This is a genomic window from Agromyces sp. GXS1127, assembly GCF_050565425.1.
Lineage (GTDB): Bacteria > Actinomycetota > Actinomycetes > Actinomycetales > Microbacteriaceae > Agromyces.
Window position 1 is genome coordinate 99171 of sequence record NZ_JBOCIG010000010.1, and the last position, 24194, is coordinate 123364.

A 24194-nucleotide genomic window follows, 5' to 3' on the forward strand; every position below is an offset into this window, starting at 1 on the left:
GGCCTCCGCCGTACCCCCCGCTCTGGGGCACTGCCGACGCCGCCGCGAAACGATACGATTCCTCAAAACCCGAGTCGGGGCCCGACCCGACAGATCGCTGCACCGCGGCGGATGCGACCGGATGTCCCAGCATGGTCGCTCGGGAGGTGCTCGCCGAGCTCAGTTCGGGTCGCTCGGCGGGGAGGGCCTCCTGTGAGGCCGCGGTGGGGCGGGAGGTAGGGTTCCCGTCCCACCGTCATTTCCCGGCCCGGTCAGTCTTCGAGGTGCCGGCTCGGTGGCGGCGTGGGTCCCTGCGCCTCGCGGAGTCGATCGCAGAGGCTGATGAGCTGCCGCAGCTCGTCGTCGTCGAGCGTCCCGCCGACGCGATCCGTGATCGCCTCCATGTGGTGGAGGGCGGCTCGCCGGAACTCGTCGAAGCCCTTCGCGGTGAGTTCGACGATGGTGCCCCGACCGTCGAGCGGGTCGTCGGTCTTGAGCACCCAGCCGCGCGCGGCCAGGCGGTCCACGAGCCGGCTCACGCTGGGCTGCGAGATGAGGAGGTGGCGGTTGAGGTCCTTGAGGCGGAGCCGGCGCCCGGGTGCCCGCGAGATGTTGAACAGGACGTCGTACTCGTTGAGGGACATCACCTCGGAGGGGAACACGGCCGACAACCGGCGCATGATCGAGACCTGGGCGCGGAAGAGCGCCTCCCATGCCGCCACGGCCATCGCGCGATCAGCCAACTGCGCCCCCTTCGTCGGATCGGCGGCGCACACGGACGCCGATGAGACCAAGGATAGGGATGCGCGCACCGTCGCGCAGACCCCCTTCGCGGGGTGGCGCCGGTCGGCGGGTCGGGCCGGCCCCGGCACGGTTGAGGGCCGGTCGTAGAGGCTGACGACCGGCCCTCTCCCTTGCACCAAGAGTGTCCTGCAATCACATTCCGCACCGGCCGCCACAGCAAACAACCGGTGCTCTCCGAATATATAACGGATCGGTAACGGGCGCTAGTGGAATGTGCCCCGAATGCGGGGGAGTTTCCTGAGGGATCCTCGCGAGATCAGAACACGTCGGGGCTCGGCGTCGACGCCTGGCGGATGGAGACGTCGGCGTGCCGGTCGAACCGGTACCCGACGCCGCGGACAGTGCGGACGATGTCCTGGTAGTGCGCGAGCTTCGAGCGGAGCCTGCGGATGTGCACGTCGATCGTGCGCTCGTTCGGGATCTCGTCGTCGCCGGCCCACAGGCCGTCGATCAGCTCGTGCCGGTCGATCGTGCGGCCCTCGCGGAGCACGAGGTACTGCAGCAGCTCGAACTCCTTGTACGTGAGCCCGGCGGGCTCGCCGTCGAGCAGCACGCGCTTGCGCGAGATGTCGATGATCACGCCGTCGGGGTGCCGGTCGGCGTCGTCGCTGAGGCCCTGCGACTCGCGCTGGCGGGCGAGTGCGGCCGGGTCCTGCAGCGCGAGCCGGACGACGTCGACGTCGCGGCCGCCGGCCCCTTCCGGCGCGAGGGCCACGGCCGCGTAGGTCTCGGCCGACGGAGCGAGCTCGGCGGTCAGCGTGCGGAGGGCCTCGACGATGCGGTGCAGGCTCGTGCCGTCGGCCGCGGCCTTGAGCTCGTCGATGCCGACGTAGAGGACGAAGCCGCGAGCCTCGGTGCCCTCGGGCACGGCACGGACGCGGGGCGCCGCGGGCGCGGCCGGAGCGGCGACCGGCGTCGGTGCGGGCGCCGGCGCCGCCGTGGCCGTCGCGGGCCGTGCGGCCGCCGGCTGGGGCCGGTACGCGGCGGGGTGCGTCGGGCGGGCGACGGGGTGCGCCTGGCGGACGACGGGGTGGGCGGTGCGGACGGAGGGTGCGAGAGCGAGAGACATGGCGGATCCTTGTGCGGAAGATGCGTCGACGGCCCGTCATCGGGGTCGGAGCGAATGGCCCGAGTGGGCCGGGAAGAACCCGATCACGCGTCTCGGGTTCGACGGAGCCCGTTCCGATCGGGGTGGGATCGGTCGCGTGCTCGGCGGGGGTTCGCTGGTCAGCGGCACATTCGACAACACATGGACGCACGCGCCGGCATCATCGTGCCGGCAGTCCGCTGAGCCTCGAGGGCGGTCAGGGAGCGTGCGGTGTCAGTCATGGGCGAAAGTCAAACCCAGGCGCCCGGATGTGTCAAACCGTGACCGCCCGATGACCGTGCGTGACGTCGCACGCGGTGCGCGAGGCGCGCGTGCGATGGGGGAGGTCCGACTGCGACCTCACGAGCTGCGAAAGATCCTTCGATTCGAAGCGAATTCCTCGAATCTTGCCAGATCGATCGCGCACCGGCGTGTCTCACAATGCAGATCCTGCGAGGTGAGGGGTTCGTAACACGAATCGGTCGCCGACGCCATGCCATGACGCGGGCGCCCGAAGAGCGGGTCAGACCGTGCCGTAGAGGCGATCGCCGGCGTCGCCCAGGCCGGGCACGATGTACCCGTGCTCGTTGAGTCGCTCGTCGACCGCGCCGAGCACGACCGTGACGTCGCGGCCCGCCATGGCCTGCTCGACGGCCTCCAAACCCTCGGGCGCCGCGAGGATGCAGATGGCCGTGACATCCGTCGCTCCGCGCTTCAGGAGGAAGTCGATCGCCGCGATCAGCGAGCCGCCGGTTGCGAGCATCGGGTCGAGCACGAAGCACTGCCGCCCCGAGAGGTCGTCGGGCAGGCGCTCGGCGTACGTCGTCGGTTCGAGCGTCTCCTCGTTCCGCGCCATGCCGAGGAACCCGACCTCGGCCGACGGCAGCAGCTTGACCATGCCCTCGAGCATGCCGAGCCCGGCCCGCAGGATGGGCACGATGAGCGGCTTCGGGTCGGCGATGCGCACCCCCGTCGTCGGGGCCACCGGCGTCACGATGTCGACCGGCTCCACGCGCACCTCCCGCGTGCCCTCGTAGGCGAGGAGCGTCATCAGCTCCTCGACGAGCGAGCGGAACACCGGGGACGGCGTCGTCTCGTCGCGGAGCACCGTGAGCTTGTGGGTGACGAGCGGGTGGTCGGCAACGTGGACTCGCATAGGCTCGAGTCTAGTTGCGGGGGTTCCGCCGATGAGAAGGGGCGAACGGATGCCGGTGCAGCGCCCTGAGCACGTCGACTGGATGCGGCTGGCCCTCGCCGAGGCATCCGCCGCGCTCGTCACGGGCGACGTGCCCGTCGGCGCCGTCGTGGTCCGCGACGGCGAGCTCGTGGCGACCGGGCGCAACGAGCGGGAGCTGCACGAGGATCCGACCGCGCACGCGGAACTCCTCGCCATCCGCGAGGCGGCCCGGGTGACCGGCGACCGACACCTCACCGACTGCACGCTCGTCGTCACGCTCGAGCCGTGCGTGATGTGCGCCGGGGCGATCCTCGCCGCGCGCGTGCCGACCGTCGTGTTCGGCGCGTGGGACGAGAAGGCCGGAGCCGCCGGTTCCGTCTACGACGTGCTGCGCGACCGGCGCCTGAACCACCGGGTCGAGGTGTACGCGGGGGTCGAGGCCGATGCCGCGGCGCGCCTGCTGCGCGACTTCTTCGAGGACCCGCTGCGCCGCCCCGGCCCGGCCTGAACTGGGGGCCCCGGCCCAGCGCGCGGGCCTCGGGGTCAGCTCGCCCGCGGCAGCTCGCCCCGACGCGCGATGCCCCCGACGAAGTCGCCGAGGATCGCGGCCGACGCCGCCTCGGCGGCCGGCCCGCAGGCCGCCTGCAGCTCGCGCATGCGGTCGACCGTGAGCCCGTACTCCGGCAGCTCGTCGCCCCACGCGGCGAGCCAGTCGGCATGGATCTCCGGCGTCACCTCGGGATGGAACTGCACCGCGAGCAGCCAGTCGCCCCGCCGGAACGCCTGGTTGGCGTACTGCGGCGATCCGGCGAGCCGCTCGACGTCGTCGGGCAGGTCGAACGTGTCGCCGTGCCACTGGACGAAGCGCACCCCCGCTGCGTGCCGGACGGGCGACGCCTCGCCCGCGTCGGTGAGCTCGACGCCGAGCCAGCCGACCTCCTTCCGCGGTCCGCGGTAGACGTCGGCGCCGAGCGCCGCCGCGAGCAGTTGGGCGCCCAGGCAGACGCCGAAGATCGGCGCCTCGGCGGCGATGCGGGCGCGCAGCAGGTCGATCTCGTCGGCGAGGTACGGGTAGCGGTCGGCCTGGTAGACGCCCTCGTCGCCGCCGAGCACCACGACGAGGTCGGGCGCCAGGGGGTCGATCGCGGTGACGTCCTCCGACGGGGCGTCGAGGAACCGGATCTCGTAGCCGTGCGCCTCGAGCGTCGGGCCGAGGTTGCCGAGCCCGATGGTGGAGTCGTGGCGGAGGACCAGCGCGACGGGTCGGCCGGCGGCGCCGGCGGCATCCGTCATTCGAGGCCCTTGATGACGATGGCGTCGGTCGGCGGCGCGGCGAGGTTGGGGTCGACGTAGATGTCGGGCTCGACGTAGATGACGCGGGCCGCGGGGACGGCGTGCCGCACGCGCTCCTCGATGACGTTGATCGCGGTCGAGACCTCGGCGAGCGTCTCGCCGCCGTGGAAGCCGAGCTTGGCCGCGACGAGCAGCTCGTCGGGGCCGAGGTACAGGGTCTTCATGTGGATGATGCGCTCGGCCTCGGGACCGGCCACGATCGCCTGTTCGATCTTCTTCACGTCGGCCTCGTTGGCGCCCTCGCCGACGAGGAGGCTCTTCGTCTCGATGCCGAGGATGATCGCCACGACGATGAGGAGCGTGCCGATCATGAGCGTGCCGATCGCGTCGAACAGGGTGTTGCCCGTGACGATCGTCAGGCCGACGCCGAAGAGCGCGAACACGAGGCCGAGGAGCGCCGCGACATCCTCGAGCAGCACGACGGGCAGCTCGGGCGCCTTCGCCCGGCGGACGAACTGCACCCACGTCTGCTTGCCGCGCACCAGGTTCGACTCCTTCACCGCGGTCCGCAGCGAGAACGACTCGAGGATGATCGCGATGACGAGGACGACGATCGGCAGCCACGGCACCTCGAGCTCGTGCGGGTGCTGGATCTTCTCGACGCCCTCGTAGATCGAGAACACGCCGCCGACCGAGAACAGGATGATGGACACGACGAACGCGTAGACGTACCGCTCGCGGCCGTAGCCGAACGGATGCTCGCGGTCGGCCTCGCGCTTGGCCTGGCGGCCGCCGAAGAAGAGCAGCAGCTGGTTGCCGGCGTCGGCCACGGAGTGCACGGCCTCCGCGAGCATCGATGCCGATCCCGAGAAGAACCACGCGATGAACTTCGTCACGGCGATGCCCGTGTTCGCGAGGAATGCCGCCAGGATCGCCTTCGTGCCGCCGGATGCGCTCATGCGCCAATCCTAGGATGGCCCCCATGGCCCCTTCGCAACCCGTTGACCTGCCCGCGATCGCCTTCCTCGGCGCCGGATCGATGGCTCGCGCGGTCCTCGCGGGACTGCTGCAGCCCGGCGTGCGGGTGGCGGGCATCACGGCCACGAACCGCAGTGCGGCGCGTGCGGCCGAGTTCGATGCCGAGCCGCGCGTGACCGCGCACGCGACCGAGACGGATGCCGCGGCGAATCGCCGCGCGGTCGCCGGCGCGAAGCTCGTGGTCGTCGCCGTGAAGCCGGCCATGGTGCCCGACCTGCTCGACGAGATCGCCGACGCGCTCGAGCCGGACGCCGTCGTGGTGAGCGTCGCCGCAGGCGTGACCGTCGCGACCTTCGAGGCGCACCTCCCCGCGCACGTGTCGGTCGTGCGGACGATGCCGAACACGCCTGCGGTCGTCGGTCGGGCCGTGACGGGCGTCTCGGCGGGCACGCGGTCGAGCGTGACCGACCTCGCGCTCGTCCAGTCGCTCTTCGAGACCGTCGGCGAGGTGCTGGTCGTGCCCGAGTCGCAGCTCGATGCCCTCTCGACGGTCTCGGGCTCCGGGCCCGCGTACGTGTTCCTCCTCATCGAGGCGCTCGAGCGGGCCGCCGTCGCCAAGGGCTTCACGCCCGAGCAGGCCGCCGTGATGGTGCGGGGCACGTTCCGCGGCGCGAGCGAGCTGCTCGCGGCATCCGACGACGACCCGGCCGAGCTGCGCCGACGCGTCACGAGCCCGAAGGGCACGACCGAGCGCGCCGTCGCGGTCCTCCAGGACGCCGACCTGCCCGACCTGTTCGCCCGCGCGACTGACGCCGCCCTCGCCCGCGCCCGCGAACTCGCCGCCGGCTGACGCGCTAGCGCCGCTCGAGGAGGACCATGACCTCGAAGTGCGTGGTCTGCGGGAACATGTCGAACACGCGCGCCTTCACCGGGCGCAGCGACGGCATCGCGGCGAGGTCCTTCGCGAGCGACGCGACGTTGCACGACGAATAGAGGACGTGTGCGGCGTCCGACCGCTCGAGCCAGCCGGCGAGCTCGGCGCCGATGCCGCGCCGGGGCGGGTTGACCACGACGAGGTCGGGGGCGGATGTCGCGGCGAGCGCGAACTCGGTGGCGTCGCCGGCGGCGAAGCGCACGCGCGAGAGCGCGGCATCCGTTCGGCTCAGCTCGGCGCTCGCGACCGCCTCGACGCTCGTCTCGATGCCCGTGACCTCGGTCCGACCCGCGGCGCCCGCGAGGTGCAGCGCGAACCCGCCGACGCCCGAGTACAGGTCCCAGGCGTCCTCAGGCGCCAGGTCGCCGATCCACTCGCGCGCCTCCGCGTACAGCGCCTCGGCGATCGCGGTGTTCGTCTGGAAGAAGCTCTGCGGCCGCAGGTGCATCGTGACGTCGTTGAGCCGCATCGGCAGCGTGCCGGCGGCGGTGAGCACGACCTCGTCGGACCCCTCCAGCACCGCCTTGTGCTCGGGCAGCAGGTTGGCCGTGACGACGCGGGCCTGCGGCAGCTCCGCGAGGAGCGTCGGCAGGTGCTTGCGCATCCGTCCGAGCGGCTCGGTCGACCGCAGCACGAACCGCACCATGAGCTCGCCGTCCGGCGACTCGGTCACGATGAGGTGCTTGAGCTCGCCGCGCCGGGCGGCGACGTCGTACGGGGTGATCCGGGCGAGGGTGATGAACCGCGCGAGCACCGGGAACGCCGCCCGGTGCCCGGGCGAGCAGATGCCGCACGCCTGCAGGTCGACGCCGTGGCCGTCGCCGTCGAGGATCCCGATCGTCGGCGCGTCCACCGTGCCGCCGACGACCATCTTCGCCTTGTTGCGGTAGTCGCGCTCTCCGGAGGCGACGGGCGGCAGCCACTCCGGCACGTCGAACGGTGCGAGGAGCTCCTCGGCGTGCGCCTGCTTGTCGTCGAGCTGCGACGGGTAGGGGCGGCCCATGAGCGCGCACGACCGGCAGCGCCCCGCGTCGAAGTACGCGCAGTCCACCAGACAAGGCTACGCGGATGCCGCGGGGCGGGTGCCGCGGCTCCGGCCCGCTGGTCCCCGCCGGGCCTCAGCCGTCGGTCGTGAGCTCGCGGCGACCCATCGCCGCGACCGCGAGCCCGATCGTCGCCGCCGCGATGCCGAGCATCCACAACCCGCCGGTCCAGTCGACCTCGCCGCCGACCGGGAGCGGCGAGTGCGAGAACGGGGAGAGGCCGTGCAGCCAGTCCGGCAGGCCGAGGAGCTCGCCGAAGATGCCGAAGAAGGCCCCGGCCGCGAGCAGTGCCCATGCGACCGGGATCGTGAGCCGGGGCGCGAGGACGAAGACGAGCAGCGCGAGGCCGAGGAACACGAGCGCCGCGGGTGCCTGCGCGAGTGCCGACTGGAGCGAGTCGGCGGCCGCGGCGGCGGGGTCGTCCGCGGCGAGCGAGCCGAGCAGCGCCCCGCCGGCGGCCAGCACGAGGACCACGAGGATCGCGAGCGTCCCGACCAGCGCGTACCCGGCGAGCCAGCCGCGCCGCGGCACGGGCGCCGCGAGCACGGGCTCGGCCGTGCCGTGCGCCTCTTCCAGTCGGGCGCGCATGACGGACTGCAGCGCGGCGGCGGCGGCGAGGATGCCGACCATCGAGAAGAAGGTCACGGTGAAGGCCTCCTCGAGCGACGCGTCGTCGCCGGCGACCTGGCGCAGCGTGTCCGCGATCGCGGGCGCGTCCGAACCGATCTCCCCGATCAGGGGCGTGAGGGTCGTGGCGAGGGCACCGGCGACGACCGCCCCGACGGCCCATGAGGCCACGGCGCCGGCGTTCAGCCGCCACGCCAGGCCGACCTGGCCGCCGAGCAGCGGACCGGCGGCCGCACGGCCCGCCCGGCCGGGCAGGACGCTCGCCCCGCTGTCGCGCACGGACTGGAACACGAAGACCAGCGCGATGAGCACCGTGGCGAGCCCGAGGGACAGCAGCAGCGGCGCCGGGTCGTTCGCGTCGAACGGCTCCGTGCGCTGCGCCCAGCCGATCGGCGAGAGCAGGCTCGGCCAGGCGGCGGTCCGGGTGAGGCCGTCCTCGGATGCCTCGCCGAGCGCATCGCCGAGACCGCGCACCAGGTACGCCCCGAGCACCAGGGCGACGGAGAGCGCGTTGGCGCTGCGCGAGGTGCGGAACAGCTGCGCCGCGACGAGTCCGACCCCGAGGAAGGCCACGCCGGTCGCCCCGACGGCGAGGCCCGTGACCGCCGAGCCCGCGGCATCCAGCCCGCTCGCCATGAACGCCAGGGTCACGGCGATCGCGAGCACGAGGTTCGCCAGCACGCCGTGGACGACCGTCGCGACGGTCGGCAGCGCGCGCGCGGCGGGCGTCGCGGCGACGAGTTCGGCGCGACCCTGCTCCTCGTCGGCGCGCGTGTGCCGGACCGCGAGGAACGTGCTCATGAGCCCGGCCATCAGCGCGAGGAACGTCAGGATCAGGAACACCGCGAACTCGCCCTCGCCCGCGCCGTTCGGGGTGCCGCGGAAGATGAGGATCGCCGGCGCGAGGATCGTCAGGCGGAGGATCGACTCGCGCTCCGCGACGTCGCCGAAGGTGCTGCCGACCGCGGTGGTCGCCATGAGCGCGAGGCCGGCCGTGCCGGCGATCCAGAGCGCCAGTTGGAACCGGTCGCGCCGCGCCCGGTGCGCGACCAGCACGACGAGCAGGCGGGCGGGGCTCATGCGGATGCCGCCGCGCTCGCGAGCGCGGGGTCGTCCCCGTAGTGGCGGAGGAACAGCTCCTCGAGCGACGGCGGCGCGACCGTCAGGCCCTGCACGCCCAGCCGGCCGAGCTCGGGCAGGAGCGCGGCGACCCGGTCGCTGTCGGCCGTGAAGCGGACGCGACCGGCGTCCACGACCACGTCGTGCGCGCCGTCGAGCGCGGCGACGGCCGCCTCCTGGCCCGGCACGTGGACGAACGCGACCGACGATCGGGTGAGATGGCGGAGCTCCGCGAGCGTGCCCGCCTCGACGCGCCGCCCGGCGCGGATGATGCTCACCCGATCGCAGAGGGCCTCGACCTCCGAGAGGATGTGGCTCGAGAGCAGCACCGTCGCGCCCTCGGCGGCGACCCGTGCGACCTCGCGGTTGAAGACCTGTTCCATGAGCGGGTCGAGTCCGCTCGTCGGCTCGTCCATGATGTACAGCTCGGCGGGCGTGGCGAAGGCGGCGACCAGCGCGACCTTCTGGCGGTTGCCCTTGGAGTACGCGCGGCCCTTCTTGCGCGGGTCGAGCTGGAACGCCTCGACGAGCCGCGCCTTCCGCTCGGCGTACGCGGTCCGGTCGGCGGTCCCGCCGCGCAACCGAGACAGCAGGTCGATCGCCTCGCCGCCCGAGAGGTTCGGCCAGAGGCTGACGTCGCCGGGCACGTACGCGACGCGTCGGTGCAGCTCGGCGGCATCCCGCCACGGGTCGCGATCGAAGAGGCGGGCGTCGCCTCCGCTCGCGCGGGCGAGCCCGAGCAGGATGCGGATCGTGGTGGACTTGCCCGCCCCGTTGGGGCCGAGGAACCCGTGGATCTCGCCGGCCGCGACCTCGAGGTCGAGCCCGTCGAGGGCGACGGTCCGGCCGAAGCGCTTCTCGAGCCCGCGGATGTCGATGACGGTGGTCATGGGCGCGATCGTACGCGCGCCGGGAGGCGCAGCACCAGAGCCGGGCGACCCGCACCGCGGCGCGCGGTGCCGGCGCCGGACGACCCGAGATCGCGGGTACGCTCAGCGGCATGGAGCCGCTCGACATCGTCGCCCTCGCCGGCGAGGTGATCGCGTGGGTCGCGCTGTCCGCGGGGGGCGTGCTGCTGCTCGCCTTCGCCTTCGCGCGCATGGCCGACGGGGCATGGGATGCCACGGAGGTCGCGATCGTCGAGCGCGACGACGAGACCGTGGTGCGCTGGTTCGCGGGCGGCGAGTTCCACGAGCGGCCGCTCGAACCGGGGGAGGAGCCCAAGCCCGATTCGGAGGACGGCGAGCCGCTGGCGTGGGTGCGCCGACGCAACCCTGATCGGCTGCGGTTCGAGGCGAGCTCGCACGTCCCCCGCGTGCTCGGCACGCTCGCGGTGATCCTCGTCGGGCTCGGCATCGTCGCGACCGTCGCGTCGACCGTCGCGGGCGTCGTCGCCTGAGCACGGATGGCGCGGCTCGCGCCCCGCGGCTTCCGCTATTCGAGCGCCGCGAACTTCTCGATGTCGGACTCGGTGCCGGAGACGATGATCAGGTCGTGGTTCGACACCACCGTCTTCTCGGTCGCGTACGTGAACGGCTTGCCCGGGCTCTTCACGCCGACCACGGTGACGTTGTGCCGCGACCGGACGCCGGATTCGGTGAGGTTCTTGCCGCGGATCGGCTTCGGCGGGTACATCTTCACGAGGGCGAAGTCGTCGTCGAACTCGATGAAGTCGAGCATGCGCCCCGACACGAGGTGCGCCGTGCGCTCGCCGGCCTCCCGCTCGGGGTAGATGACGTGGTTCGCGCCGATGCGCTCGAGGATCTTGCCGTGCGAGCTCGAGATCGCCTTCGCCCAGATCTGCGGGATCTTCAGGTCGACGAGGTTCGCGGTGATGAGCACGGATGCCTCGACCGAGGAGCCGACGGCGCAGACCGCGATCGAGAACTCCTGCGCGCCGATCTGCTTGAGGGCGTCGAGCGACTTGGCGTCGGCGACGACGGCGTGCGTGACGCGCTCGGCCCACTTCTGCACGAGGCCCTCGTCGGCGTCGACCGCGAGGACCTCGCGGCCGAGGCGGTCGAGCTGGCCGGCGGTGGCCGCTCCGAACCGGCCGAGTCCGATGACGAGCACTGGAGCGTCGTGCTTGATGCGATCAACCAACGATGGGCCTCTCTTCCGGTCGTCTGAACAACTGGCGCTTCTGCGCCGCCGCGAGCGCGGCAGCGAGCGTGACCGTGCCGACACGGCCCATGAACATGGTCAGTGCCATGACGTACTTGCCCTCGGGCGGGAGCGATTCGGTCAGCCCGGTCGAGAGCCCGCAGGTGGCGAACGCCGAGATCACGTCGAAGAGCACGAAGTCGAGCGCCGACTTGGTGATCTGCGTGATGATGACGGTCGAGACCGCCACGATCGTCGCGCCCCAGAGCACGACGCTGACGGCCAGGCGCAGGATGTCGCGGGGGATGCGCCGGCCGAAGGCCTCCATCGCGGGCGCGCCGCGCGCCTCCGCGTAGGCGGCGAGGAACAGCACCGCGAGCGTCGTCACCTTGATGCCGCCGGCGGTCGACGCGGAGCCGCCGCCGACGAACATGAGCATGTCGGTCACGAGCAGGCTCGACCCGTAGAGGTCGGCCATGTCGATCGTGGCGAAGCCGCCCGACCTCGTCATCGTCGACATGAAGAACGCCTCGTAGAAGGTCTTCACGAAGCCGAACGAGCCGTAGGTCTTCGGGTTGTTGTACTCGAGCACGAGGAAGGTGACGGCGCCGGCGATCCAGAGCACGATCGTGGTGGTGAGCGTGAGCTTCACGTGCACGCTCCAGCGGCGCGGGGAGCGCCAGGTGCGCAGGAGCGTGAAGATGACCGGGAAGCCGAGGCTGCCGAGGAACACGGCCAGCATCATGAGCGACTGGAACCAGTAGTCGTCGAAGAACTCGACGGGCCCCATGGGATTCGGGTTGAAGCCCGTGTTCGTGAACGCGCTCACGGCGTAGTAGGCCGAGTACCAGAGGCTCAGGCCGAAGTCGTACCCCTTGGCGAGCATGCTCGGCATCATGCCGAGCATGACCGCGGCCTCGATCGCGAGCGTGCTCACCGCGACGGTGACCAGCAGGCCGCCCACCTCGCCGAGCCGCACCGCCTGGCGCTCGGACACCGGTCCGGCGTGCACGCGGGACGGGTTGGTGTCGCTCGCGGCCATGAGCTTCGCGCGGAGGCCGAGCCGCCGCGAGACCACGAGGCCGAGGATCGACGCGAGCGTGAGCACGCCCATGCCGCCGACGTTCATGCCGATGAAGATGATCGTGTTGCCGAACGGCGACCAGTGCGTGGCCATGTCGACCGTGGTGAGGCCGGTCACGCAGATCGTGGAGACGGCGGTGAAGAACGCGTCGTGGAGCGGGGTGCCGCCGGTGCCCGCCCCCGCACGCGCGAGCGGCAGCGAGAGCAGGGCCGTGGTGATGAGGATGAGGGTCGCGAACACGAGGATCGCGAACCGCGAGGGGGAACTCTTGACGAGGGTGTCGAAGGCGTCGCGAACGCCACCGATCCATGAGCGACGGGACGAGCCCCGACGACCCACGGTGTGCGAGGCCATCAGCCCTCCTCCGCTCGACGCGTGAGTCATGGTACTCCCAGCCCCCGGCGCGACTGGCTACCCTTGCACCATGGCGGACATCTTCGACGTGGTGGCGGATCCGACCCGACGCGACATCCTCGGGGTGCTCCTCGACCGCGAGACGTCGCAGCCCGACTCGGGCGGCGAGATCAGCGTCGGCGAGATCGTCACGGCGCTCGGCGTGAGCCAGCCGACCGTGTCGAAGCACCTGAAGGTCCTGCGCGAGTCCGGACTCGTCGGCGTCCGCGAGGAGGGCCAGCACCGGTACTACCACCTCGACCGCGCGCCGCTGGAGCGGCTCGAGGACTGGCTCATCCCCTTCGTGACGACGGATGCCGCTGCCGACGCGGCCACGCTCGCCGGCGCCGACGCGGGGGGCGAGGGGCTCAACGACGACCAGCGCGCGTTCGCCTCGGCGCTCGGCAAGCGGTTCGCCGAGACCGCGCACCAGGTCACCGCCGTCGTCGGCGCGAAGCGCCGTCGCTAGGCGAGGCCGGCGCACGGCCCGGGTCAGCGCAGGCGCTTGACCATCTCGAGCTCGAGCCCGCCGGCCTCGAGTTCGTACGGCCGGCTGTGCCCCGTGTAGGTGAAGCCTCGGCGCTCGTAGTACCGCCGCGCCCGGGGGTTGTCCTCGTGCACCTCGAGCCGGAGGGTGTCGGCGCGCGCGCTCGCCCACCGCTCGATCTCAGCGAGCAGGGCGTCGGCCACCGCGTTGCCGCCGCCCCGGCGGTCGGGCGTGACGTAGACCCCGACGAGCAGCGGGCCGGTCGCGGCATCCGGCACGTAGCAGCCCATGGTGCCCACCCAGCGGTCGCCCTCGATCGCGACGATCACGGTCTGCACCGCGGACTCGCCGCGCTTCGCGCGGACGCGCCACTCGGCCTCGTCGTATCCGCTCGCGCGGTCGAACGTGTCGCCGAACGCGATCGGGGTGTCCCGGAGCATCTCGAGGCGGAGGTCGCGCACGTCGCGCCAGTCGTCCTCGCGGGTGGTCCGGATCACGAGCTCGGGTCGGGTCATGACCTGAAAGCTAGCGGATGTCGCGGGGCCGCCGATCGGGCGGGCCGCGCCCCGCGGCCGAATGGGCTAGACTACCGCGGGGCGTTTCCGCCCACGGCTGCGGCACACGCGGCCGACCCGGATCTTTGTGAGGTTTTCGTGGGTTCCGTCATCAAGAAGCGTCGCAAGCGCATGGCGAAGAAGAAGCACCGCAAGCTGCTTCGCAAGACTCGCCACCAGCGTCGCAACAAGAAGTAGTCGCTCCGCGACCACGGCATGAGCGTCAGGCCTCCGGCCTGGCGCTTTTCGCTGTCCTCCGCGGACGTATCCTGACGGGGTGAACCCGACGCTCCGCGACATCCGCCTCACCCTCATCGGCAAGCCCGGATGCCACCTGTGCGACGACGCGCGCGAGGTCGTGACGTGCGTGCGCGAGGAGCTCGCCGCGACGCCCGGCTCGCCGCGGACGACGCTCGAGGAGCGCTCGATCCTCGACGACGAGGCGCTGCGCGCCCGCTACGCCGAGGAGATCCCCGTGCTGCTCATCGACGACGAGGTGCACGGCTACTGGCGGCTCGATCCGGTGCGCCTGAAGACGGCGCTGCTGGCGCGCGGCTGAGCCGGCCCCCGCCCTGTTAGCCTGCGGCATCCGATCGTTCAAGGGGGTGCCGATCGGGGTCGACCCGCGTTGACTGGGCGGATGACGACGGACTCGCACGCGCGCCGCGCCGCACTCCCGACCGATCTCGACCCGCACGCCGACGTGGTCGTGGTCGGGGCCGGGATCACCGGCCTGTCGACCGCGATCATGCTGCTCGACGCCGGTCGGTCGGTGACCGTCATCGAGCAGGACGTGCCCGGCGCGCTCGCGAGCGGCCGGAACACCGGCAAGGCGAGCCTCCTGCAGGGCGCACGGCTCTCGACGATCCGGCGGAACCATCCCGCGCGCCTCGTGCGCGCCTACGTCGACGCGAACCGCGCGGGGCAGCAGTGGCTGCGCCGCGCATGCGAGCGCGCGGATGTCCCGTTCCGGACGACGACGGCGTACAGCTACGCCCAGACGGCCGACGGGCTCGTTTCCGTGGCGGCCGAGGCGGATGCGGCCCGCGAGGCCGGGCTCCCCGTGCGACGGCCGGCGGAGCCGGACGAGGATGTGCCGTTTCCGTTCGCCGGGGCCGTGGCGCTCGACGGGCAGCTCGCGCTGCACCCGCCGGAGCTCATGCGCGGACTGGCGGCGCTCGTGGAGGCGGCGGGCGGGCGGCTGGTGTCCGGCGTGCGCGCGCTCGGCGTGCGCGCCTCCGATCCCGTGGTCGTGCGGACGAGCGCCGGCGAGTTCACGGCGAACCAGGTCGTGATCGCGACCGGCGCGCCCATGCTCGACCGCGGGCTGTACTGGGCGAAGACGAGCGGGTTCCGCTCGATGCTCGCCGCGTTCGACCTCCCGGCGGGCGGGCAGGACGGGCCCGACGGGCTCTACCTGTCCGTCGACGACCCGTCGCGCAGCATCCGGACGCACCGGCATGCCGACGGGAGCCACCTCATCGTCGGCGGCGGCGACCACCGGACGGGCCGCGAGGACGCCACCGACGTGCTCCGCGCCGAGCTCGTCGGCTGGGCGCGCGCGTGGTGGCCCGATCTCGACGCGCCGGAGGTGTGGGCCGCGCAGGACTACGAGTCGCACAACACGGTGCCCTTCGTCGGGCGGATGCCGCGCGGCCGCGGACGGGTCTGGTTCGCGACCGGCTACGCGAAGTGGGGCCTCACGAACGGCACGGCGGCGGGCATCCGCATCGCGCACGAGATCCTCGGCGCGCGGCGGCCCGACTGGGCCCGCATCATCGGCAGCCGGATGACGGTGCCGGCCGATCTCGTCCGCGGTGCGGTGGAGGGCGCCCGCGTCGGTGCGGCCGCCGTTCAGGGCTGGGTCGGCGCGCTGCGCGCGCCCGAGCCGGGTGCGCGCGTGCCGGATGGCGCGGCGGCGCGTTCGGCCGCGCCGGCGGCCGCGGCGGTCGCGGGCGTTCCCGCCGCCACGGTGGGCGCGGGCGCGTCGGCCGGCGCCCTCCCCGGTTCCGTCGTGCCCGACGCGGCCACGCCGCCCGAGGGCGTCGGCGTCGTGATGCGGCGCGGGCTGCGTCCGACCGGCGTGTCGACCGTCGGGGGCGAGACCTGCGCGGTCTCGGCGGTCTGCCCGCACCTCGGCGGCATCCTGAACTGGAACGACGCCGAGGCGACCTGGGACTGCCCGTTGCACGCCTCCCGGTTCGACCATCGCGGTCGACGCATCGAGGGTCCGGCCGTCTCCGACCTGGCGCGCCTGGACTGACTCAGTCGTCCGACGCGTCGGGCCGGTGGATCCCGCCGCGGCGGCCGACCTCGGGGGTGCCCAGCCACGTCGCGCGCGTCTCGCGTTCCGCGGCCTCGCGGCGCGCGAACCACCCCGCGATCGGCACGTCGGTCGAGGAGTGCGCGACGATCGACAGGACGATCGCGACGACCACGACGTGGAACATGAGGTCGGCCTCGGGCGCGCCGCTCTGCAGCACGAGGAGACCGTAGAGCACCGAGGCGAACCCCTTCGGCCCGAACCAGGCGGCGGTCGCGCGCTCCTCCCACGGCAGGCCGCTGCCGATGAGCGACAGTTCCACCGCGGCGGGCCGCGCGAACACCATGAGCAGCACGCCGAACAGGTACGCCGTCCACGGAACCGACGCGAGCAGCTCGGGGGAGATGAGGGCGCCGAACATCAGGATGGCGAGGAGCTTCATGAGCTCGGAGAACTGCCCGCCGAACTCGGCGAACGCGTCGCGCATCTCGGGCGCCGCGGTCGCGATCGTCATGCCGGCGGCGTAGGCGGCGAGGTAGAGGTTCGCGTGCGTGACCGTGCAGGTGCCGAGCACGATGAGCGCGACGGCGACCGGCGTGAGCGACGCGTACAGCGGCGTGCGCGAGAAGACCCTGCGGCGTACGAGCCACGCGACCACGAGCGGGACGACGATGCCCACCGCGATGCCCAGCGCGAGCTCCTCGGCGAGGACGAGCGGCTCGACCTCGGGCCCGCCGACCGTCGCGATGAGGATCAGCACCACGGGCAGCGCCAGGCCGTCGTTCAGGCCCGACTCGACGCCGAGCAGGTGCCGCACGCGGTGCGGGATCTCGCCGCGGCCGACGATCGCGCTCGCGAAGACCGGGTCGGTCGGGGCCAGCACCGCGGCGACGAGCGCCGCCTCGAGCCAGGTGAAGCCGAGCAGCCACACGCCGAGCAGGGTCGTGATGACGAACGTGATCGGCATGCCCAGCAGCAGCGCCCGGCCGGGCAGCCGCCAGGCCGCGCGCAACTGCTGGAGCGCGACCTCCTGCCCGTCGGTGAAGAGCACGACGAACAGGGCGAGCGACGACACGGTCGTGACCGTGGGGTCGGTCGGCTCGAGCACGATGACGTCGAGCATGCCGCTGCCGAGGAAGAACCCCGCGACGAGGAACAGCACCGTCGTCGAGAGCACCGTCCGGTGCGCCAACCCCGAGATGAGGATCGCGGCGAGCAGCACGAGGGCGAACGACAGCAGCAGGGCATCCACACCGAGGAGTCTGCCGCGTCGGACCCCGGTGGTCGAGCAGCGCGCGGTTCGAGACCTACGGCAGCAGGCGCGTCGGGCCGCGGAACAGGTACGTCGTCTCGCGGATCGAGTGCTCGTCGAGCATGAGCATCAGCAGGCGCGCGAGGCCCATGCCGAACCCGCCGTGCGGCGGCACGCCGTAGCGGAAGAAGTCGAGGTAGAACCCGAGCTCCTCGGGGTCGAGACCCTTCTCCTTCGCCTGCTCGACGAGCACGTCGATGCGGTGCTCGCGCTGCGCGCCCGTCGAGATCTCGACGCCGTTGTAGATGAGGTCGTACGAGTTCGTGATGCTCGGGTCGCCCTCGCGGCGCATGTGGTAGAACGGCCGGATGCTCGACGCGTAGTCCGTGAGGAACACGAAGTCGTGGCCGTACTCCTCCTTCACGTACGCGGAGATCTGGCGCTCGCCCTCGGGGTCCATGTCGGCGTCGGCACGCGGCACGACGTAGCCGCGCGAGGCGACGATCTCCTTCGCCTCGGCGAGCGGGATGCGCGGGAACGGCGTGGTCGGCACCGTCACCTCGACGCCGAAGAGCTCGCGGATCTCGTCGCCGTGCTTGGCGACGACGGCCGTGAAGCCCGCGACGAGGAGCTCCTCGTGCATCCGCATGACGTCCTCGTGCGAGTCGACCCAGCTCATCTCGGCGTCGATCGACGTGAACTCGGTCGCGTGGCGCGACGTGAACGAGGGGTCGGCGCGGAACGCCGGGCCGACCTCGAACACGCGGCCGAGACCCGCCGGCTGTGCCATCTGCTTGAAGAACTGGGGGCTCTGCGCGAGGTACGCCTTGCCCTCGAAGTAGCCGAGTTCGAACAGCTCGGCGCGCGACTCGGATGCCGACGCCATGAGCTTCGGGGTCTGGATCTCGACCCAGTCCCGCTCCACCCAGTAGGTGCGGAGCGCATGCAGGAAGGTCGTCTGCACGCGGAAGATGAGGTTCTGCTTCGGGTGGCGGAGGTCGAGGAAGCGCCAGTCCATGCGCTTGTCGAGGCTCGAGTCGGCCGCGATCGGCGTCTCCTCGGCCTCGGTCACGACGTCGAGCGACTCGATCTTCACCTCGAGGCCGCCGAGCTTGACGCGCTCGTCGTGCTTCAGCTGTCCGGTGACGGTGATGAACGTGCCGTGGCCGAGCGCCGAGATCTGCTCGGTGAGCGCGAACGCCTCGGCCGCCCCGACGCTGACGCCCTCGGGGTCGAGCTCGCGCACGGCCGGGTTCACGAGCTGCACCGCGCCCGACTCGTCGCGCAGGATGATGAACTGCACCTTCTTCTGATCGCGGACCGTCTCGACCCAGCCGGCGACGGTGACCGGGCCGTCGGGAAGGGCGGCGAGCTGCTTGACGAGGGTGCGCGTGTTCACGACAGGCCATCCTACCGGCCGCGGATTCCGCCTCCGGCGGTCGAGTAGCCGCGCAGCGGCGTATCGAGACCGCGCGTGTTCTCGAAACGCGTCTTCGGTGCTACTCGACCACCGCAGGCGGCGCTCGGCGGATTCCGAGGGAACCGCTTCGTAGACTGGAGGGCGTGCCGGCCGAGCAGATCCATCTCGTGCGCCACGGCGAGGTCTTCAACCCGCAGGGCGTGCTCTACGGCCGTCTCCCCGGATTCGGGTTGAGCGACCTCGGCCGCGCGATGGCGGAGGCAGCGGCGGTCGACCTCGTCGCCCGCAAGCGACCCGTGGCATCCCTCGTCTCGTCGCCCCTGCAGCGCACGCAGCAGTCCGCCGAGCCGATCGCGAAGGCCTTCCACCTCGAGCCGACGATCGACGACCGCATCATCGAGCCGACCAACCGGTTCGAGGGCAAGCGGATGTCGGGTCGCGACTCCGCGCTCCGCGACGTGCGCAACTGGGCCTTCCTGGTCAACCCATGGGAGCCGAGCTGGGGCGAGCCGTTCCGCTCGATCGCCGACCGCATGCTCGAGGCGATGACGCAGGCCGCCGATTCCGTCGACGACGGCGACGTCGTGATGGTCAGCCACCAGCTGCCGATCTGGATGGTGCACCGGCGCGTCGCCGGGAAGTCGCTCGCGCACGACCCGCGCCGCCGCCGCTGCGCGCTCTCGAGCATCACGACGTTCGAGCGTCGCGGCCGCCGCTTCGTCGAGGTGGGATACCGCGACCCGGCCGCCGGGCTCCAGTCGCAGGCCACGGACGTGGGGGCGGTGTGATGGATCTCGATGCGCGCGCTTCGCGTGCTCCTCGATCGCCGAGGCGCGGGATGCTCGCCGCCGCGCTCGCCGTGGCATCCGTCGTCGCGCTGGCCGGCTGCTCGAGCGACCCGCTCGCCGAGCAGTACCGCGAGGGGAGCGGCAAGGGCTACATCGCCGGCGACGGCACGATCTCGGAGTTCCCGGCCGACCAGCGCGGCGAGCCCGTCGAGTTCGCGGGCACGAGCATCGAGGGCGACGCGATCGACTCGGCCGACCTGCTCGGCGAGGTGACGGTCGTCAACTTCTGGTACGCCGGCTGCGCACCGTGCCGGGCCGAGGCGCCCATGCTCCAGCAGGTGTTCGAGGAGTTCGACGGGAACGGGGCCGCGTTCGTCGGTGTGAACGTCCGCGACCAGGCCGCGACCGCGGCATCCTTCGAGGAGAGCTTCGGCATCACCTACCCGTCGATCGTCGACGCGAACGACGGCGCCGTGCAGTACGCGTTCGCAGGCGACGTGCCGCCGGCGGCCGTGCCGACGACGCTCGTGCTCGACGCCGAGGGCCGGGTGGCGGCGCGCATCCTCGGGCAGCTGAAGGACGCGTCGATCCTCGAGACCATCGTCGGCGACCTCGTCGACGAGGCCGCGACGGCGTAGCGGCGCGGGCACGACATGGACCTCGGGGAGATCGTCTTCAGCGGGCAGCTGCTCGCTGCGCTGCCCATCGCGCTCGCCGCGGGGCTCGTGTCGTTCCTGTCGCCGTGCGTGCTGCCCCTCGTCCCCGGCTACCTCGGCTACCTCGGGGGGTTCGCCGACGCGAGCGCCGAGGCCGACGAGCAGCGCCGGGCGCGACGTCGGCTGCTCGTCGGCGTGCTCCTCTTCATCGCGGGCTTCACGCTCGTGTTCCTCATCTTCACGACCGCGTTCGGCGTGCTCGGGGCGTGGCTCGCGCGCTGGTCCGACCTCATCATCCGCGTGCTCGGCGTGGTCCTCATCGTCATGGGACTGGTCTTCATCGGGCAGTTCACGTTCCTGCAGCGCACGTTCAAGCCGTCGTGGCGGCCGGCCACCGGGCTCGCGGGCGCGCCGCTGCTCGGCATCGTGTTCGGCCTCGGCTGGACGCCGTGCATCGGCCCGACGCTCGCGGTCGTGCTCGCGCTGAGCGCCGACTCGGCCTCGGCCGGTCGCGGCGCGCTGCTCGGGCTCGCGTACTGCATCGGCCTCGGCATCCCGTTCGTGCTCGTCGCCCTCGGCTTCGGCTGGGCGGCGAACGCGCTCGCGTTCGTGCGGCGGCACATCCGCGCCGTGAACCTCATCGGCGGCGGCCTGCTCGTCGTCATCGGCCTGCTCATGGTGTCGGGCCTCTGGACCATCTGGATGTACGAGTTGCAGGCGGTGATCAGTGGTTTCGTCCCGGCGATCTGAGGCTGAGCGAGCGGATGCCGCGTCTGCGCGCGACACGGGCGTCGACCCGTTGCGCCCGGCCGACTACGACGACGGCACGGCGGGAACGGCCGGCACGGAGGGCGTCGGCGGCGCGTCCGCCGCGGGGTCGCCCGGCCCGGAGTCATCCGTCACCGCACCGAAGCTCGGCCCGCTCGAATGGCTTCGCTTCGCGTGGCGCCAGCTCACGAGCATGCGCACCGCGCTGTTGCTGTTGCTGCTGCTCGCCATCGCCGCCGTGCCCGGCTCGCTCGTGCCGCAGCGCTCCAGCGACCCGAACGGCGTCGTGCAGTACTTCGCCGACAACCCCGACCTCGCGCCGGTGCTCGACTCGTTCCAGATGTTCGACGTCTACACGTCGGTCTGGTTCTCGGCGATCTACCTGCTGCTGTTCGTCTCGCTCATCGGCTGCATCATCCCGCGGACGAAGCACCACCTCGAGGCGCTCCGCGCCCGCCCGCCGAGGACGCCCGTGCGGCTGGCGCGGCTGTCGGCGTACACGGAGCGCGAGCTCGAACGCGACGCCGACGCCGACGCGCACGCGGATGCCGACGCGGCCGCCGAGGCCGCGATCGCCGGCGCGGCCGCCGACCTCAGGAAGGCCGGCTACCGCGTCGAGCGCTACGACCAGCGCGGCACGCCCTCGGTCTCGGCCGAGCGCGGCTACCTCCGCGAGACGGGCAACCTGGTCTTCCACACCGCACTCCTCGGCGTGCTCGTCGCGGTCGCGATCGGCGGCGGGTTCGGCTTCAACGGCCAGCGCGTCATCGTCGAGGGCCAGTCGTTCGTGAACACGCTGGCGGCCTACGACTCGTTCAACCCCGGTCGCTTCTTCGACGACGGCCGGCTCACGCCGTACCGCCTGACGCTCGACGAGCTCGATGCCGTCTACGAGACCGAGAACGCCGACGCGCTCGGCCAGCCCATCGACTTCACGGCGCACGTCACGATCGACGGGCCCGACGGATCGTCCGATCGCGACGTGAAGGTGAACGAGCCGCTCTACGAGTACGGCACCGACGTGTACCTGCTCGGCAACGGCTACGCGCCGACCATCACGGTGCGCGATCCCGACGGCGAGGTCGTCTTCACCGACTCGGTCCCGTTCCTCCCGCAGGACGCGAACCTCACCTCGATCGGCGTCATCAAGGTGCCGGACGGCCTCGACGAGCAGATCGGGATGGTCGGCTTCTTCTACCCGACGCAGTCGACGCTCTCGACGGGCGCGTACACGTCGACCTATCCCGACCTCGTCTACCCGGTGCTGACGCTGAACGTCTACTCGGGCGACCTCGGCATCGACGACGGCACGCCCCGCTCGGTGTACCAGCTCGACACGAGCGGCATGGAGCAGCTCACGGGCGGGCAGACGGGCGTCGACTCGGTCGAGCTCATGCCCGGCGAGTCGACGGAGCTGCCGAACGGGCTCGGCACCGTCGAGTTCGAGACGGCGTCGCCGGATGCCGCCGGCGACGACTTCTCCCAGAGCGTGCCGCGCTTCGCCTCGTTCGACGTGCACCACGACCCCTCGCAGATCTGGGTGCTCGTGTTCGCGCTGCTGATCCTCGGCGGCCTGCTGCTCTCGCTCTTCGTGCCGCGCCGCCGCATGTGGGTGAAGGCGGTGACGCGGCCGGACGGACGGGTCGTGCTCGAGTACGCGGGCCTCGCGCGCGGCGACGACCCCGGGCTCGAGCGCGCGGTCGAGGAGTTCGCCGACCGTCACGCCGGCCCGGCCGCCGCTGCGCCTGATGACCCGCGCAGACCCGAGAATCCTTCGACGTAAGGTGGAACAGTGACGCTCGACGAGATCTCCATCATCGCCGTGTACTCGGCGATGGCCGTGTACGCGATCGCGTTCATCGCGTACGCGATCGACCTGGCCCGTCGTTCGGCCGCGTCGGCGCAGGCGACGGATGCCGCGGCCGCGGCGGTCCCGGAGAACGCCGCCGCCGCTGACGCCGCGTCCGTGCGCGAGCCCGTGCTGCACGGTGCGTCCGCGCCGGCTCCCGCCGCCGCCGGCTCCGCCGGCGGCACCACCGCGGCACCGCCGCGCGTCGGCAGGGGAGCGGTCGGGCGCGCCGGACGGAACGGCGCGGGCGCCGCGCCATCCGTCGACTACGGCCGCTCGCCGTCGCTGCGCGTCGCCGTCGCGATGACCGTGATCGCCTGGGCGCTGCACCTCGCCGCGACCGTGCTGCGCGGCTTCGCCGCGGGCCGCGTGCCGTGGGCGAACATGTACGAGTTCGCGCTCACGGGCACGCTCGTCATCACCTCGGTCTTCCTGCTGGTGCTGCTCATCGCGAAGACCGACCTGCGGTTCCTCGGCACGTTCGTGACCGGGCTGGTGCTCGTGCTGCTCGGGGTCGCGACGGTGAACTTCTACGTGAGCGTGGTGCCGCTGCCGCCTGCGCTCCAGTCGGTCTGGCTCGTGATCCACGTGTTCGTCGCGACCTCGGCCGTCGGGTTCTTCGCCCTCGGGTTCGCGCTGTCGGTCGTGCAGCTCATGCAGTCGCGCCGTGAGGCGGTCGCCGCCACCGCCGACTCGCTGAAGAAGTCCTTCCTCGCGACCCTGCCCGACTCGACGGCGCTCGAGAACCTCGCGTATCGCGTGAACATCGTGGGCTTCATCCTCTGGACCTTCACGCTCATGGCGGGTGCCATCTGGGCCGAGAAGGCCTGGGGCCGCTATTGGGGCTGGGACACCAAGGAGGTCTGGACCTTCATCATCTGGGTGGTCTACGCCGGATACATCCACGCTCGTGCGACGCGCGGATGGCGCGGCTCGCGCTCGGCCTGGCTCGCGATCATCGGCTTCTCGGCCGTCCTCTTCAACTTCACCGTCGTGAACCTCTTCTTCAAGGGCCTGCACGCGTACTCGGGGCTGTGACCCGCGCACCCGTCGCGACGACCTCGAGGGCTCCCGCCGGCTTCGGCCGCGGGGGCCCTCGGTCGTTCCCGGGCTCCATCGGCAGCTGAGCGGATGCCGCGGGCCGCCTGCCGACCCGCCGCGCGCTGAGCGGGCGTCGGACCGCCCTGAGACGCGCGACACGCCCGGGATGCAGGCCCGATTTGCCCGGGGGTTCGGCGGCACGTAGATTCTTCTTCGTTGCCACGGCAGCCGGGAGCGAGAAGCGAACGGGGCAGGCAGCGAATCCCAGCCAAACAGCCTCGTAGGCGCCTCGTGCGACTCGGTTGCTTCAAGCCTGGGAACACCGATCACCACCAGAACGCCCAGCGTCTCGGAAGGCGGTGGTGGTACAGTAGGGAAGTTGCCCTGGTGGGGCTGGCTCGGTTTCGGGTTGGTCTGTCGGGTGCGTCCGTTCCTTGAGAACTCAACAGCGTGCACTATGTTCAATGCCAATTTTTTGAACCCCGTGTTCTCCTG

Annotated in this window: 25 protein-coding genes; 12 read left to right on the forward strand and 13 right to left on the reverse strand. The window is 72.0% G+C overall.

What is annotated here, in order from left to right; translation table 11 throughout:
- Positions 1-251 precede the first annotated feature (251 nt).
- From ACQ393_RS16720 to upp, 3 genes are all read right to left on the reverse strand, one after another.
- The gene (locus tag ACQ393_RS16720) at positions 252-722 is read right to left on the reverse strand and encodes a MarR family winged helix-turn-helix transcriptional regulator (protein ID WP_430647992.1); all 471 of its coding nucleotides are present in this window, start codon (positions 720-722) and stop codon (positions 252-254) included.
- 317 nt (positions 723-1039) lie between these two features.
- Positions 1040-1852 carry a winged helix-turn-helix domain-containing protein gene (locus tag ACQ393_RS16725; protein WP_430647993.1) on the reverse strand — a complete coding sequence of 271 codons (813 nt, stop codon included), beginning with the start codon at positions 1850-1852 and terminating at the stop codon, positions 1040-1042.
- 541 nt (positions 1853-2393) lie between these two features.
- Positions 2394-3026 (reverse strand): uracil phosphoribosyltransferase, encoded by a 633-nt coding sequence (gene upp, locus ACQ393_RS16730; RefSeq protein WP_430647994.1) that lies wholly within the window; start codon positions 3024-3026, stop codon positions 2394-2396.
- A gap of 49 nt (positions 3027-3075) precedes the next feature.
- On the opposite strand from upp, the gene tadA reads away from it, so the two are divergent.
- Entirely contained in the window at positions 3076-3555 is a 480-nt protein-coding gene (gene tadA / locus ACQ393_RS16735) for a tRNA adenosine(34) deaminase TadA (protein WP_430647995.1), read from the forward strand.
- Between the two features lie 35 nt (positions 3556-3590).
- Here tadA and ACQ393_RS16740 read toward each other — a convergent pair whose 3' ends face one another.
- Together ACQ393_RS16740 and ACQ393_RS16745 are read right to left on the reverse strand one after the other, a co-directional pair.
- A complete protein-coding gene (locus ACQ393_RS16740) occupies positions 3591-4340 on the reverse strand; it encodes a glutamine amidotransferase-related protein (RefSeq protein ID WP_430647996.1) in 750 nt (249 codons plus the stop codon).
- Positions 4337-5299: a cation diffusion facilitator family transporter gene (locus ACQ393_RS16745; protein ID WP_430647997.1), complete on the reverse strand. Its 963-nt coding sequence runs from the start codon at positions 5297-5299 to the stop codon at positions 4337-4339. Before ACQ393_RS16745 ends, ACQ393_RS16740 begins: the two co-directional genes overlap by 4 nt.
- Before the next feature lie 23 nt (positions 5300-5322).
- On the opposite strand from ACQ393_RS16745, the gene proC reads away from it, so the two are divergent.
- Positions 5323-6168, forward strand: coding sequence for a pyrroline-5-carboxylate reductase (gene proC / locus ACQ393_RS16750; protein ID WP_430647998.1), 846 nt, complete (start codon positions 5323-5325; stop codon positions 6166-6168).
- A 4-nt stretch (positions 6169-6172) separates the two neighbouring features.
- Here proC and rlmC read toward each other — a convergent pair whose 3' ends face one another.
- The 3 genes from rlmC to ACQ393_RS16765 all read right to left on the reverse strand — a co-directional run bounded on the left by rlmC (position 6173) and on the right by ACQ393_RS16765 (position 9931).
- Positions 6173-7303 (reverse strand): 23S rRNA (uracil(747)-C(5))-methyltransferase RlmC, encoded by a 1131-nt coding sequence (rlmC, locus tag ACQ393_RS16755; RefSeq protein ID WP_430647999.1) that lies wholly within the window; start codon positions 7301-7303, stop codon positions 6173-6175.
- Positions 7304-7370: 67 nt separating this feature from the next.
- Entirely contained in the window at positions 7371-9002 is a 1632-nt protein-coding gene (locus ACQ393_RS16760) for an ABC transporter permease (protein ID WP_430648000.1), read from the reverse strand.
- Positions 8999-9931 (reverse strand): ATP-binding cassette domain-containing protein, encoded by a 933-nt coding sequence (locus tag ACQ393_RS16765; protein ID WP_430648001.1) that lies wholly within the window; start codon positions 9929-9931, stop codon positions 8999-9001. Before ACQ393_RS16765 ends, ACQ393_RS16760 begins: the two co-directional genes overlap by 4 nt.
- A gap of 110 nt (positions 9932-10041) precedes the next feature.
- Here ACQ393_RS16765 and ACQ393_RS16770 point away from each other — a divergent pair, with 110 nt between their 5' ends.
- Positions 10042-10440 carry a hypothetical protein gene (locus ACQ393_RS16770; protein WP_430648002.1) on the forward strand — a complete coding sequence of 133 codons (399 nt, stop codon included), beginning with the start codon at positions 10042-10044 and terminating at the stop codon, positions 10438-10440.
- Between the two features lie 35 nt (positions 10441-10475).
- On the opposite strand, the gene ACQ393_RS16775 is transcribed toward ACQ393_RS16770, so the two are convergent.
- Positions 10476-11144, reverse strand: a complete 669-nt coding sequence (locus ACQ393_RS16775; RefSeq protein WP_430648003.1) for a potassium channel family protein — start codon at positions 11142-11144, stop codon at positions 10476-10478.
- Positions 11137-12582, reverse strand: a complete 1446-nt coding sequence (locus ACQ393_RS16780; protein WP_430648004.1) for a TrkH family potassium uptake protein — start codon at positions 12580-12582, stop codon at positions 11137-11139. Before ACQ393_RS16780 ends, ACQ393_RS16775 begins: the two co-directional genes overlap by 8 nt.
- Positions 12583-12652: 70 nt before the next feature.
- On the opposite strand from ACQ393_RS16780, the gene ACQ393_RS16785 reads away from it, so the two are divergent.
- The gene (locus ACQ393_RS16785; protein WP_430648005.1) at positions 12653-13090 is read left to right on the forward strand and encodes an ArsR/SmtB family transcription factor; all 438 of its coding nucleotides are present in this window, start codon (positions 12653-12655) and stop codon (positions 13088-13090) included.
- A 23-nt stretch (positions 13091-13113) separates the two neighbouring features.
- Here ACQ393_RS16785 and ACQ393_RS16790 read toward each other — a convergent pair whose 3' ends face one another.
- Entirely contained in the window at positions 13114-13623 is a 510-nt protein-coding gene (locus ACQ393_RS16790; protein WP_430648006.1) for a GNAT family N-acetyltransferase, read from the reverse strand.
- 138 nt (positions 13624-13761) lie between these two features.
- On the opposite strand from ACQ393_RS16790, the gene ACQ393_RS16795 reads away from it, so the two are divergent.
- The 3 genes from ACQ393_RS16795 (at position 13762) to ACQ393_RS16805 (ending at position 15925) form a co-directional block, all read left to right on the forward strand.
- Entirely contained in the window at positions 13762-13860 is a 99-nt protein-coding gene (locus tag ACQ393_RS16795) for a 30S ribosomal protein bS22 (RefSeq protein WP_003792170.1), read from the forward strand.
- A 79-nt stretch (positions 13861-13939) separates the two neighbouring features.
- Positions 13940-14221, forward strand: a complete 282-nt coding sequence (locus ACQ393_RS16800) for a glutaredoxin family protein (protein WP_430648008.1) — start codon at positions 13940-13942, stop codon at positions 14219-14221.
- 81 nt (positions 14222-14302) lie between these two features.
- Positions 14303-15925, forward strand: a complete 1623-nt coding sequence (locus ACQ393_RS16805) for an FAD-dependent oxidoreductase (protein ID WP_430648009.1) — start codon at positions 14303-14305, stop codon at positions 15923-15925.
- A gap of 1 nt (position 15926) precedes the next feature.
- Here the strand turns inward: ACQ393_RS16805 and ACQ393_RS16810 are convergent, their stop codons facing one another.
- Complete coding sequence (locus ACQ393_RS16810; RefSeq protein WP_430648010.1) at positions 15927-17177, reverse strand: cation:proton antiporter; 1251 nt, start codon at positions 17175-17177, stop codon at positions 15927-15929.
- 55 nt (positions 17178-17232) lie between these two features.
- Positions 17233-18576: an aspartate--tRNA(Asn) ligase gene (gene aspS / locus ACQ393_RS16815; RefSeq protein ID WP_430648011.1), complete on the reverse strand. Its 1344-nt coding sequence runs from the start codon at positions 18574-18576 to the stop codon at positions 17233-17235.
- A gap of 164 nt (positions 18577-18740) precedes the next feature.
- On the opposite strand from aspS, the gene ACQ393_RS16820 reads away from it, so the two are divergent.
- From ACQ393_RS16820 to ccsB, 5 genes are read left to right on the forward strand one after another with little or no spacing between them, the layout of a single operon-like run.
- A complete protein-coding gene (locus tag ACQ393_RS16820) occupies positions 18741-19385 on the forward strand; it encodes a histidine phosphatase family protein (RefSeq protein WP_430648012.1) in 645 nt (214 codons plus the stop codon).
- A 50-nt stretch (positions 19386-19435) separates the two neighbouring features.
- Positions 19436-20023: a TlpA family protein disulfide reductase gene (locus ACQ393_RS16825; RefSeq protein ID WP_430648013.1), complete on the forward strand. Its 588-nt coding sequence runs from the start codon at positions 19436-19438 to the stop codon at positions 20021-20023.
- A 15-nt stretch (positions 20024-20038) separates the two neighbouring features.
- Positions 20039-20791, forward strand: coding sequence for a cytochrome c biogenesis CcdA family protein (locus ACQ393_RS16830; RefSeq protein ID WP_430648014.1), 753 nt, complete (start codon positions 20039-20041; stop codon positions 20789-20791).
- Entirely contained in the window at positions 20769-22592 is a 1824-nt protein-coding gene (gene resB, locus ACQ393_RS16835) for a cytochrome c biogenesis protein ResB (RefSeq protein ID WP_430648015.1), read from the forward strand. Before ACQ393_RS16830 ends, resB begins: the two co-directional genes overlap by 23 nt.
- Positions 22593-22643: 51 nt before the next feature.
- Positions 22644-23696 (forward strand): c-type cytochrome biogenesis protein CcsB, encoded by a 1053-nt coding sequence (ccsB, locus tag ACQ393_RS16840; RefSeq protein ID WP_430648019.1) that lies wholly within the window; start codon positions 22644-22646, stop codon positions 23694-23696.
- Positions 23697-24194: the final 498 nt, after the last annotated feature.